Source organism: Burkholderia sp. Ac-20384 (genome assembly GCF_017104605.1).
In the GTDB taxonomy this organism is placed as follows: domain Bacteria; phylum Pseudomonadota; class Gammaproteobacteria; order Burkholderiales; family Burkholderiaceae; genus Burkholderia; species Burkholderia lata.
Map to the genome: position 1 here is coordinate 1 of NZ_JAAGPE010000312.1, position 10,287 is coordinate 10,287.

General features: G+C 67.5%; 14 protein-coding genes and 2 pseudogenes. 5 read left to right on the top strand and 11 right to left on the bottom strand.

Translation table 11 applies throughout. The features are described from left to right. Both G3O00_RS35165 and G3O00_RS35170 read left to right on the top strand, forming a co-directional pair. Positions 1 to 981, top strand: a pseudogene (locus tag G3O00_RS35165) (malto-oligosyltrehalose synthase); the annotation flags it as partial. A 278-nt stretch (positions 982 to 1,259) separates the two neighbouring features. Beyond that, entirely contained in the window at positions 1,260 to 2,873 is a 1,614-nt protein-coding gene (locus G3O00_RS35170) for a Fic family protein (protein WP_206145736.1), read from the top strand. Positions 2,874 to 2,937: 64 nt separating this feature from the next. On the opposite strand, the gene G3O00_RS35175 is transcribed toward G3O00_RS35170, so the two are convergent. The 4 genes from G3O00_RS35175 to G3O00_RS35190 all read right to left on the bottom strand — a co-directional run bounded on the left by G3O00_RS35175 (position 2,938) and on the right by G3O00_RS35190 (position 4,305). Continuing rightward, complete coding sequence (locus G3O00_RS35175; RefSeq protein WP_206145737.1) at positions 2,938 to 3,165, bottom strand: hypothetical protein; 228 nt, start codon at positions 3,163 to 3,165, stop codon at positions 2,938 to 2,940. A gap of 214 nt (positions 3,166 to 3,379) precedes the next feature. Then, positions 3,380 to 3,694 (bottom strand): DUF1488 domain-containing protein, encoded by a 315-nt coding sequence (locus tag G3O00_RS35180; RefSeq protein ID WP_206145738.1) that lies wholly within the window; start codon positions 3,692 to 3,694, stop codon positions 3,380 to 3,382. Between the two features lie 4 nt (positions 3,695 to 3,698). Beyond that, on the bottom strand, positions 3,699 to 3,839 hold the full coding sequence (locus G3O00_RS35185) for a hypothetical protein (protein ID WP_206145739.1): 141 nt from the start codon (positions 3,837 to 3,839) through the stop codon (positions 3,699 to 3,701). 115 nt (positions 3,840 to 3,954) lie between these two features. After that, a complete protein-coding gene (locus G3O00_RS35190) occupies positions 3,955 to 4,305 on the bottom strand; it encodes a hypothetical protein (protein WP_011349713.1) in 351 nt (116 codons plus the stop codon). Between the two features lie 75 nt (positions 4,306 to 4,380). On the opposite strand from G3O00_RS35190, the pseudogene G3O00_RS35195 reads away from it, so the two are divergent. Next, positions 4,381 to 4,596: pseudogene (locus G3O00_RS35195) on the top strand (cation transporter); the annotation flags it as partial. 155 nt (positions 4,597 to 4,751) lie between these two features. Here the strand turns inward: G3O00_RS35195 and G3O00_RS35200 are convergent. From G3O00_RS35200 to G3O00_RS35225, 6 genes are all read right to left on the bottom strand, one after another. Next, positions 4,752 to 5,138: a DUF3022 domain-containing protein gene (locus G3O00_RS35200; protein ID WP_206145740.1), complete on the bottom strand. Its 387-nt coding sequence runs from the start codon at positions 5,136 to 5,138 to the stop codon at positions 4,752 to 4,754. Then, on the bottom strand, positions 5,135 to 5,296 hold the full coding sequence (locus tag G3O00_RS35205) for a DUF1328 domain-containing protein (protein ID WP_011349711.1): 162 nt from the start codon (positions 5,294 to 5,296) through the stop codon (positions 5,135 to 5,137). The genes G3O00_RS35200 and G3O00_RS35205 overlap by 4 nt, the downstream gene beginning before the upstream one ends. A gap of 46 nt (positions 5,297 to 5,342) precedes the next feature. Continuing rightward, entirely contained in the window at positions 5,343 to 5,531 is a 189-nt protein-coding gene (locus G3O00_RS35210) for a DUF3008 family protein (protein ID WP_206145744.1), read from the bottom strand. Between the two features lie 77 nt (positions 5,532 to 5,608). Beyond that, positions 5,609 to 7,069: an RNA polymerase factor sigma-54 gene (gene rpoN / locus G3O00_RS35215; RefSeq protein WP_206145741.1), complete on the bottom strand. Its 1,461-nt coding sequence runs from the start codon at positions 7,067 to 7,069 to the stop codon at positions 5,609 to 5,611. Positions 7,070 to 7,295: 226 nt separating this feature from the next. Further along, positions 7,296 to 7,601 (bottom strand): hypothetical protein, encoded by a 306-nt coding sequence (locus tag G3O00_RS35220; RefSeq protein ID WP_206145742.1) that lies wholly within the window; start codon positions 7,599 to 7,601, stop codon positions 7,296 to 7,298. Positions 7,602 to 7,767: 166 nt separating this feature from the next. Then, positions 7,768 to 8,073, bottom strand: coding sequence for a hypothetical protein (locus G3O00_RS35225; RefSeq protein ID WP_206145743.1), 306 nt, complete (start codon positions 8,071 to 8,073; stop codon positions 7,768 to 7,770). A gap of 159 nt (positions 8,074 to 8,232) precedes the next feature. Here G3O00_RS35225 and G3O00_RS35230 point away from each other — a divergent pair, with 159 nt between their 5' ends. Both G3O00_RS35230 and G3O00_RS35235 read left to right on the top strand, forming a co-directional pair. Continuing rightward, positions 8,233 to 8,466, top strand: a complete 234-nt coding sequence (locus G3O00_RS35230; RefSeq protein ID WP_041492441.1) for a hypothetical protein — start codon at positions 8,233 to 8,235, stop codon at positions 8,464 to 8,466. A 79-nt stretch (positions 8,467 to 8,545) separates the two neighbouring features. Then, positions 8,546 to 8,977 carry a CBS domain-containing protein gene (locus tag G3O00_RS35235; protein ID WP_011349705.1) on the top strand — a complete coding sequence of 144 codons (432 nt, stop codon included), beginning with the start codon at positions 8,546 to 8,548 and terminating at the stop codon, positions 8,975 to 8,977. A 115-nt stretch (positions 8,978 to 9,092) separates the two neighbouring features. On the opposite strand, the gene G3O00_RS35240 is transcribed toward G3O00_RS35235, so the two are convergent. After that, positions 9,093 to 10,287, bottom strand: a 1,195-nt coding sequence (locus G3O00_RS35240; protein WP_241025477.1) for an ATP-binding protein, incomplete at its 5' end; no start/stop codon positions are given.

Below are 10,287 nucleotides of genomic sequence, written 5' to 3' on the forward strand. Positions count from 1 at the left end.
GCCGTGCTCAGCGAAATGCCCGACGCGTGGCGCACGGTGTCGCTCGACTGGTCCGCGCTCAACCGGCCGCATCGCGGCGGCGCGCATCGCGATCTCGCATGGGCGCCGGGCCCGGCCGCCGAGGCGATGCTGTACCAGACGCTCGTCGGCTGCTGGCCGCCGGAACTCGCGCCCGACGATGCGGCGGGGCTCGCGGCACTTGCCGAACGCGTCGTGCAGTGGCAGACGAAAGCATGGCGCGAGGCGAAACGGCACACCGACTGGCTCGCGCCCGACATGCGCTACGAGCGCGATTGCGAAGCATTCGTCCGCGCGATCCTGAAACCGAGCGGCGCCGGCGACTTCGCGCACCGGCTGCATGCGTTCGTCGCGCGGATCGCACCGGCTGGCGTCGTCAACAGCCTGACGCAGGCCGTACTCCGAATGGCGTCGCCCGGCGTACCCGACCTGTATCAAGGGACTGAAGCATGGGATCACTCGCTCGTCGATCCGGACAACCGCCGCGACGTGCCGTTCGCGGCGCTCGCGGCCGAACGGGTCGACGGGCCGGTCGCGTCGTACCTGCCGGCGTGGCCCGATGCGCGCGTGAAGCGGGCCTTGGTCGAGCGCATGCTGGCGCTGCGCGCACGGTGGCCGGAGACGTTCGCGGCAGGCACGTACGTGCCGCTGCGCATGCGCGGCCCGCTCGGGCGTCATGCGATCGCATTCGCGCGGTACAACGATGAATCGACGGTGGTGGTGGTTGCAACGCGGCTCGCGGGCCGGCTGCTCGGCGAAGCGCCGGAATTGCCGCGCGTGGTACCCGCGCAATGGGGCGATACGGCGGTCGTGCTGCCGCGCGAGATCGACGGACCGTGGACGAACTGGCTGAATGCGGGGGACACGATCGATGTGACGGGACGGTTGATCGAGCTCGGTAACTGTCTGGCAGCGCTACCGGTTGCCGTGCTGGTGGCCGTGCACCCAACCAGCGCATCGTGATGCATCCAGCGCGCTCGTTCCCGGCTGATGAAACGCCGGGAGATCGTCGTCCCGTCATCGATACGGGAGACAGTTCCCTCCATGCAACGGTCGGCGTTTGCGTTTAGTCGCGAGCCGCACACGCCTTGATCATTCCCTAAATCACCAGAGGAAAATCGAATTTGTGCAAAACGGCCTGCGTATAATCGTTTTTACACATCCAAAATCGATTTGCGCCCGAAACGAGCTTCCATAATCGGTTTTGCGCATTGGCTGGGCCGACCAACAGGAGCTTTCATATGGCTGAATTGCCCGACGATCCAATCGGTACCGCATGGTTGATCGCAAACTGCGACGTTGCGCCGATGGCTCGGCCTCCAGTGCTTAGTCGCATCGGCGGTCGGCGTGCCACCGAAACCATTGACGGTTATCGGCTCGAGACCTACCCGGAACTGATGCGCCCAACGGGCGATATCGCCGCGCACCTTCAGTTTCACTTGCGCCACGAGGTGCCGCAACTGGAGTTTCTGGCGCGCTTGTTCGCGCGATCCGGCCCCGGATTCGTCCAGGACTGGATCGACTCCGAGCCAACCGGGCAGTACGCGCGCCGCGCCGCTTTTCTTTACGAATGGCTCACCGACGGCGAGTTGAGCGTTCCGGAGCGCTTGGGCGGCAACTATGTCGACGTGCTTGACGACGCCAAAGTCGTCACCTCGTCACGCGACCGCATCGTGAAGAATCCGCGGTGGCGGGTGAACGATAATCTTCCCGGAACACGTTACTTCTGCCCGACCCTTGTAAAGACAGCCTCTTTCATGGAGGCAGCCGAGTTGAACGTGCCGCGCCTGTTCGCCGATCTCGCGGCGGAATTCGGTGAGGATCTGCTTATGCGGGCGGCGGCCTGGATGACATTGAGGGAAAGCAAGGCCAGTTTCGCCATCGAAGGGGAAGCCGACCGTACTTCCCGCATTCAGCGCTTCGCCGACGTCATGGCCCGGCGTACCGCCCAAGGCGAACAGCCGTTGTCGGACGATGCTGCTGCAGAGTTGCAGCGGGAAATTCTCGGTGAGCGAACCACGCTCACGCACTTCGGCTTCCGGCAGTCGCCCGTATTCGTCGGGGAAACCGTCCGCTATAACGAGGTCGTGCACTATGTCGCACCGGGGCAGGAGGATGTACCGGCCATGCTCGACGGCCTTCGCACATTCCTGGCACGCACTTCCGGTCAATCATCGGTCATGCGCAGCACGGTGGCAGCCTTCGGTTTCGTCTACGTGCATCCGCTGGCGGACGGAAACGGCCGCGTCCACCGCTTCCTGATCAACGATGTTCTCCGTCGGGACGGTGTCATTCCGGAGCCGGTCATCCTGCCTGTTTCCGCCGTGATCATGGACGACGCGGGCGAACGCCGCGGCTACGACAGGGTACTGGACCAGGTGTCTGCGCCGCTCATGGAGCATGTGCGCGATCACATCGTATTCGACGCCGCACAGACAACCTATCCTGACGGCGTCGTATCCAACTTCGCATTCGATGGTGCAGGACTGGCCATGCCGCTGTGGCGGTACCCGGACCTCAGTCCGCATGTGCAATACCTCGCCAACATCGTCAAACGCACACTGACCGAACACATGCGCGAGGAATCGCGCTATTTGCGCAGCCACGCGCTGGCTCGGCAGGTGCTCAAGGAAATCGTGGAAATGCCGGATCATCAAGCCGACCGTGTCCTGCGCTCGATCGAGCAGAACCAGGGACAACTCAGCAACGTTCTCGCGAAGGAAATGCCCATCCTGCAGCAGCCCGGTATCTGGCCCGCGATCGTCGAAGCCGTATCCTCAGCCTTTCGTAACGGAGATTCCACGGATGCCGCGATCGTCGATCGCTACCGTCCGGAACGACCGGCGGGACAGTAACACCCGACCTCACCACCACGCTCCCGTCGGCAACCCGCCACGTGGCAAACTCAGCGCCCGCCCGTCACGCGTCGGTAACGTCGGGCTCGCTCGCGTCGTTGCGCTGCACGCACTGCACCAGCGACAGCCCGTCGGCCGTCAGCACCGGCCGGTGCTCGCCCGACGCATCGTCGTACTGCATCACGATCAGGTGCCGTTCGACCAGCGCGACGACATCCTCGCGGTCGATCTGGAGCTGCTCCGGTGCGCGATGCACCAGTAACAGCGTGGCGAATTCATGGGCGGACAGCATGCTCGTTTCCCGTTGGCGGCTGCGCGAGGTGCGCACCGGCGCATAAAAACTCATGCAGGGATCGTGCCGGTTTGCGCGATGCATCCGCCGCCGGCGCTGCCTGAGTGCCGCGCGATGTGGCACCGAGTGGCGGCCGGCGGCCGATGCAAAGTTTTCAATGGCGTGTAATGCCGAACGCGGGTCGGAGCACAACGCGCCGGGAACCGCAGTCGGGTCAGGATCGCCGCGACCGGGACAGGGCCGCCGGCGCACGGAAATCGCCGCTGTGCAGCACCACGCCGCCGTTGCCGTCGGCCAGCGCTTCCGCGCATGCGGCTTCGATCCGCGCGCGGCCATGCTCGAACGCATCGCGCAAGTCGGCCTCCAGCGCAGACTGCGCGCCGAAATGGTCTTCCAGCGCTTCGACCGTGATCGCGCAGGTTTGCAGTTCGCCATCGACGTCGACGACGAAATGCAACTGCAGCTCGGCACCGTCGAACACGGGCGGCTCGTCGACCAGCGTCACGTGGCGGGCGGAATCGGCCGGCATCGCTTCAGGCGCTCCGCGCCGCGAAGTGACCGACCCGTGCGCCTTCTGCCATGAGCACACGCCGAAGTTCGCCGAGTCCGGCCATCTTGATGAAATCGCCGACCGCGACGATGACTACCTTGCAATGATCCAGCCTGCTGCTCATGAGACCCTCCATCGGCATGACAGCATGCGCCGTGTCGTACCGTACCGATCGCGCAGCAAGCCGCATGCCCGCAAGCTCCTTCGCGCGGACGGGCTTGCATGGCCGCTCGACGCGGCTACTGCAGACGGCGCGCGGCATCGAGCATCGCATCGGTCAGCTCGATCGTCAGCGTCACGTGTTCGTCGGGCAGGCGGTCGAGCAAGTCCTCCACCGTGTCGTGCAGGATAGCGTGCACGCGCATCCGCGTGCCTTCGTCGAGATCCGCGTAGCGCTCCATCGTGTCGCAATCGAGCACGAGCACGACCGAATGCCCGACGGTCTCGGGCGGCGGGTCGGCCGCCTCCGCCCACGCCGCCTGAAACATGATCCTGCCCGTGGCGACGTCGACATGGACCGTCGTATCGAGATCGTCGGCGTCGTTGTCGAGCTCGTCGTTTTCCAGCCAGATCCGGGAATGCGATTGCATGATGTCCTCCTGCGTAGTGGCGGGATGGCATGTCCTGCCCGTGTTCTCCAGCAACACCCGTGCCGCCTTCGCGGCGCGACGCAGGCTCAGCGGCGGTTGATGGCGTGGTTCGGCATCCGGGGAATCGGCTCGTTCTACTACCTGCTGTTCGCGCTCGAACACGGGCCGGCCGACGCGGTGCGCCCGCTCGCGGCGCCCGTGCTGGCCGTCGTGTCGGCGTCGGTGATCGCGCACGGGGTCTCCGCGACGCCGCTGATGAACTGGTATCACCGGCTGCAGCATCGGCGCTGATGCGTGCGTGACGATGCGCCGGGCCGAGCAGCCGCGCCGCCATGAGAATGGCTGCATCGAGGTGGTTGAGAGAAGCATCGACATGCGCTCGCCGCGTTCGGGAAGGCAACGGCCACGCGAATCGCCGCGCCGCCACCCACCAGGCGGCCCTCGAGTCACGGCGCGCGCAGCGCCTCGTCGAGTTCGGCGCGCGTCACATCGAGCGCGACGTTGCACTCGATCGCCGCTTCCTCGACGCGCGGCTTGCGCTCGTCCACCGCACGCCGCGCGCTGTCGCACAGATGCGTGCGCACGCGCAGCCGGTCGTCCGCGCCGAGCGATGCATAGCGCGTGATCACGTCCGGATCGACGCGCAGGTCGACCGCGCAGCGCCATTCGCGCGCGTCCTCGTCGGACGGCACCCGCACCCACGACACCTGGATCGTCAGCCGCCCGGATGCATCGTCCGCATGCACGACGACGGTCGACTGCGACGGGAAGCCGTTCGCGAGCGCATGCTCGAGTTCTGCGATGCGCTGCGACCGGCCGGACGCGCCGCTCATCGCCGCACGACGCCCAGCAGCAGCGTGACGAGGAAGATCACGACGAAGATGTAGAACAGGATCTTCGCGATCTCGGCCGCGCCGGCCGCGATGCCGCCGAAGCCGAACACGGCCGCGACGATCGCGATGATGAAGAAGATGACCGCGTATCGAAGCATGGATACCTCCTGGATGGCAGCAGTGGTCAGGACACGTCGTCGCCGTTCACGCATCGTGCTTGTGCTCCGGTTTGCCGCGCCTCGGCGTGGACGCCATTTTTTCGAGTGCCTTTTCGCTCATCGACCTGGCCATCGACTGCGCCGGCGGCTTGAGGTCCTTCATGTCCGTCTTGCCGCGTTTGGCCGACAGTGCGGCCCCCGCGGCACGCTGCTGCGCTTGCGATTTTGCTGGCATGGTTGCGCTCCTGTCGTGGGCGCGCGCGTCGACGCGACGGTCGGCACGCGCGCGAGCGGGGCTCGCCCGGGCAGCCGTCATGCGGCGTCGCGGCGCCGCAGGTCGGCCGGCGGAATCTTCATCGCCTGGCGATACTTCGTCACCGTGCGACGCGCAAGCAGGATGCCGCGGCCCGCGAGGTTGTGCGCGAGCGCGACGTCGGACAGCGGATCGGTGTGCCGCTCGGCCGCGATCATGTCGCGGATCAGCACCTTCGCGGCCGCCGCGGAACACACGCCCTTGCCGGCCGCCTCGAGCTTGCGCGGGAAGAAATGCTTGAACTCGAACGTGCCATGCGGCGTGGCCATGTACTTGTTGCCCGTCGCGCGCGACACGGTCGATTCGTGCAGGTCGAGTTCCTCGGCGATGTCGCGCAGCACGAGCGGCTTCATCGCGATCTCGCCATAGCGGAAGAAATCGCGTTGTCGCGCGACGATGCATTCGCCGACGCGCTGGATCGTGTCGAAGCGCTTCTGCACGTTGCGGATCAGCCAGCGCGCCTCCTGCAACTGCTGGCCGAGCGGCGAATCGCGCTCGCCGCTCGACTGCGCGAACAGCGTCGCGTAGCGTTCGTGCAACCGTGCGCGCGGCAGCACGGCCGGGTTGATCGTCACGATCCAGTCGTCGCGCACCTGGCGCACGATCACGTCGGGCACCACGTAGTCGCCGCGCGTGCTGCCGTAATGATTGCCGGGGCGCGGGTCGAGCCCGCGCACCAGCGCGCACGCGGCCTGCAGCGTCTGCGGGTTGCAGCCGACCCGCCGCTGGATCTCGGCCGTCTCGCGGCGCGCGAGCCGTTCGAGATGCTCGCGCGCGATCGCTTTCGCTTCCGCGAGCGCGGGCGTGCCGGCCGGAATCGCGTCGAGTTGCAGCACGAGACACTCGGACAGCGAGCGCGCGGCCATGCCGGGCCGGTCGAGCATCTGCACGAGCCGCAGCGCGACCGCGAGATCCTGCTCCGACAACAGCAGCGCGGGGTCGGCCGCGACCAGCAGTTCGACCAGTTCCTGGCGCAGGTAGCCGTCGTCGTCGAGCGCGTCGATCACGATGCGCGCGGCTTCGCGGTCGCGCCGGTTCAGCTGATAGAGCCGCAACGCGTCATGCAGCTGCTGATGCAGCGACGGTTCCGCGGCCAGCCATTCGCCGGGCGACAGGCCGCCCGACTCGTCGCCCTGGCGGCTCGTGCCGCGCGTCGCGGGCGCGGCCGTCAACGACACTTCGGACACCTCGGGCACTTCAGGCACGTCGCCGTCCGGCTGGCGAACCTCGTCAACCGGGGGCACCGCGTCGGGCGCGGCGGCTTCGGCTTGCGGCCCCGCTGTGTCGGCGGCAGGCTCCTCGTCACCCTGGCCATCGTCGAGAAACGGATTCTGATCGAGCGCCTGACGCAATTCCTGTTGAAATTCGAGCGAGGACAACTGCAGCAACCGCAGCGACTGCTGAAGCCTCGGCGTAAGTGCAAGATGCTGTCGCATCTGCAGCGAAAGCGAGACGGACATCGATGGTCCTCCTGACGTTTCACGGGTTTCGCTTCGTATTCAGCCAGGATTCAAGCAGCTTCCATGCCAAGGGGGTCGATCACCCCGTGCCGCGGTTCGCGCGGGTTCGCACCCCGATTTACAGCGCGCCAGGGCCGCTTTTTTACAAGCCGACGGCAAGTTTTGGGCACGCGCTTCGCGCACGCATTTCGCGCATCACGCCGTCACGCGCCGGCCGTGGATCGGCTCAGTACTGCGCGGGCGGCGGCATGCGCAGCGGCGGGTCGCCCTGTACGCCGTTCGGGCCCGGTGGCGGCACGTCGGCCGGCTCACCGCCCGCCGCGCCCTGCGGCATCATGTTGCCCGGCGACGGGCGCGTCTCGTAACGCGTGGTGGCATCGGGCATCGTCGTGCCGGGCGGCGACGCGTGGCCGTCGGGCGGCGCGGGTGGCGCACCGCGCGCGCCGTAGGGGGCAGGCTGCGTGCACGCGGCCAGCGTACATGCGGCGGCCATCACGCACAGGCCCCCGGGTATCGTGCGGATCCATTTCATCGCAATTCTCCTGAAGTCCGCGGCAGGCGCGGAACCGGTTGTGTCAGTCCCGGCGAGTCCGCAATCCGCGTGCCGTCCGTTTGCGCGTCACACGCGCCGACCTGCGGTGCGCAGGGCTTCAGCACACCGTCACCGCGAATGCCTGCCTGCGGGCCGCTATGCGTCGTTACGCGTCGTACGCGGCCATCACGAGCCACAGCTCGCGGCCATCGTCGCGCACGCGTGCCGCGAGCGCATACGGATCGGCGGGTTCGCACGCGCGCTGCAGCGCGAACCGCGCGGGTTCGGTCGCGCCGAACGTCTCGTCGCCGAGCGGCCGCACGTCGGCCTTGCCTTCGAACATCCGGCGCTCGGGACGGTAGATCAGCGGCTCGTGCTTCCACTCCTCGAAGTGGCTCTTTACCGAATCAAAGCCGCCGCCGCAAACGTTGAGTTCGTAGCGCACGCCCTGTCGCCGTTTCGGAATCGTCATCGTGTCTCCGCTTGATGTGCGCGCGACCGGCACCGGTCGCGACGCGCGTGGTCGTCATCGTCGTCATCGCCCGACATGGCAAATCCCGTGCCGCGTACGAACCCGGGCATGGCGGTTGCGGAAATGTTCGCGTCATCGTCATTCGCAGGGAGCCTTGCCATGAAGGATTCGACCCGGCCCGACCCGTCGCCGCCGCGCAAGCACGAGGACCGCACGCGCACGCGCCATTCGGAACGCCATATCGACCAGCAGCTCGAGGACACGTTTCCCGCGAGCGACCCGCCGGCGACCGGCGGCGTCACGCGTATCGAGCCCGATGCACCTCCCGATACGCCGCCCGATTCGCATGAGGAAAAGCCACGGCAAGACCCGCGCGAACGCGGCGGCACATGACCGGTCACGCGTGCCGGACGGCATGCGGTTGGCCGAATCCACCGACGAATCGACGCACCCAGCCCACAAGGAGGACGCCATGCATCGTGTCAACGAAATCATGTCGCAGGACGTCGTGCGCATTGCGCCGACCGATTCGATCCGCCATGCCGCGCAACTGATGGAGCGCTACGACGTCGGCGCGCTCCCGGTGTGTGACAACAACCGCCTGGTCGGGATGGTGACGGACCGCGACCTCGCGGTGCGCGCGATCTCGGCCGGCAAGCCGCCGGAGACGCGGATTCAGGAAGTCGCGTCGGGCCCGATCGAATGGTGTTTCGAAGACGATTCGCTGGACGAGATCCAGCACTACATGGCCGACGCGCAGTTGCGGCGCCTGCCGGTCGTCGATCACGACAAGCGGCTGGTCGGCATGCTGTCGCTCGCGGACATCGCGACGCGCTCGGCCGGCCCGGCGCGCGACGACGTCGCGAACACGCTCGAAGGCGTGTCGCAGCCGAGGCGGACCTGACGGCGCGTCGATTGCGGCGCGAGATGCAGCCTGCAGGCGTCCGGTCAAGGTCGGCCCTGCATCAACGAAACAGGCCGTCGCGACCGCGGAACGACAACGATGAATGGCCGCGGCGTCAGCCGTCGTGCTTCGTCACGCGCACGATCTTGTCCGCCAGTTCACGCACGTCGACCGGCTTGCACAGATAGCCGTCGAACCCGGCCTCGAGCGCGCGGCGTTCGTCGGCCAGGCCCGCATGCGCGGTCACGGCCAGCACCCGCACCGCGGGCGGCCCATCGCCGCCGTTCATGCCGGCGTGCCGCAACGCGTCGAGCAGCCAGAAGCCGTCGCCGTCGGGCATCGCGAGATCGGACAGCACGACGGTCGGCCGCAGGTCGGCAGCCACCGCGAGCGCTTCACGGCCTGTCGACGCGATCGCGACGGCCGCGCCGAACGTCGTCAGTGCGGCGGTGAGGCTCTCGCGCGTCGTCGCATCGTCGTCGACGATCAGGATGCGTTGCGTATCGAGCATCGGCGGGTCGCGATGCCCGTTCGCGTGCGCATTCCCCCACGCCATCGCGCCGATCGGCTGCCAGCCGACCGGCAGCGTCACCGTAAACGTCGCGCCGCGATTGCGTCCCGCACTCTTGACCGTCACGCTGCCGCCGTGCAGCTCGGCGATATGCCGCACGATCGACAGACCGAGGCCGAGCCCGCGCCGCGACGACGCGGGCGAATCGTCCGCGCGGCGGAACATGTCGAACACGTACGGCAGGAACGCGGGCACGATGCCCTGCCCCGTGTCGGACACGGTCAGCACCACCCGCACGTCGTCGCGCGCGAGCCCGACGGTCACGCTGCCGCCGGCCGGCGTGAACTTGAGTGCGTTCGACACGAGGTTCGACAGCATCTGCCGCAATCGCTCGGCATCGCCCGACACGACGCAGGTCGACGCCGCGCAGTCGAACTCCAGCACGATGCCGGCCGACGACGCGGCGGTCTGGAATGCGCCGACCGAATCGGAGAACAGCCGCACGACGTCCACCGGCATCGCGTCGAGCTGCAGCTTGCCGGTGGCGAGCGACGACGCATCGAGGATGTCGCCGACCATGCGCGTGAGCGAGCGCGCGCTGCGGTCGATCGCATCGATCGCCTGCTGCTGCAGCGCGCTGTCGCCCGAATTGCGCAGCACCTCGACCCAGCCGTAGATCACGTTCAGCGGCGTGCGCAGTTCGTGCGACACCGTCGCGAGCAATTCGTCCTTCAACCGGTTCGACGTCGCCGCCTGGTCGCGCGCCACGCGCGCGCCGCGCAACGACCGCTGCGCGCGC

What these genes read in the sequence shown, in the direction of transcription:
- G3O00_RS35185 (WP_206145739.1), bottom strand. Translation starts at nt 3,839, where the DNA reads ATGAGCAGCAGGCTGGATCATTGCAAGGTAGTCATCGTCGCGGTCGGC.
- G3O00_RS35175 (WP_206145737.1), bottom strand. Translation starts at nt 3,165, where the DNA reads ATGCTGTCCGCCCATGAATTCGCCACGCTGTTACTGGTGCATCGCGCA.
- G3O00_RS35205 (WP_011349711.1), bottom strand. Translation starts at nt 5,296, where the DNA reads ATGCTTCGATACGCGGTCATCTTCTTCATCATCGCGATCGTCGCGGCC.
- G3O00_RS35220 (WP_206145742.1), bottom strand. Translation starts at nt 7,601, where the DNA reads ATGAAATGGATCCGCACGATACCCGGGGGCCTGTGCGTGATGGCCGCC.
- rpoN (WP_206145741.1), bottom strand. Translation starts at nt 7,069, where the DNA reads ATGTCCGTCTCGCTTTCGCTGCAGATGCGACAGCATCTTGCACTTACG.
- G3O00_RS35200 (WP_206145740.1), bottom strand. Translation starts at nt 5,138, where the DNA reads ATGAGCGGCGCGTCCGGCCGGTCGCAGCGCATCGCAGAACTCGAGCAT.
- G3O00_RS35190 (WP_011349713.1), bottom strand. Translation starts at nt 4,305, where the DNA reads ATGCAATCGCATTCCCGGATCTGGCTGGAAAACGACGAGCTCGACAAC.
- G3O00_RS35230 (WP_041492441.1), top strand. Translation starts at nt 8,233, where the DNA reads ATGAAGGATTCGACCCGGCCCGACCCGTCGCCGCCGCGCAAGCACGAG.
- G3O00_RS35170 (WP_206145736.1), top strand. Translation starts at nt 1,260, where the DNA reads ATGGCTGAATTGCCCGACGATCCAATCGGTACCGCATGGTTGATCGCA.
- G3O00_RS35210 (WP_206145744.1), bottom strand. Translation starts at nt 5,531, where the DNA reads ATGCCAGCAAAATCGCAAGCGCAGCAGCGTGCCGCGGGGGCCGCACTG.
- G3O00_RS35180 (WP_206145738.1), bottom strand. Translation starts at nt 3,694, where the DNA reads ATGCCGGCCGATTCCGCCCGCCACGTGACGCTGGTCGACGAGCCGCCC.
- G3O00_RS35235 (WP_011349705.1), top strand. Translation starts at nt 8,546, where the DNA reads ATGCATCGTGTCAACGAAATCATGTCGCAGGACGTCGTGCGCATTGCG.
- G3O00_RS35225 (WP_206145743.1), bottom strand. Translation starts at nt 8,073, where the DNA reads ATGACGATTCCGAAACGGCGACAGGGCGTGCGCTACGAACTCAACGTT.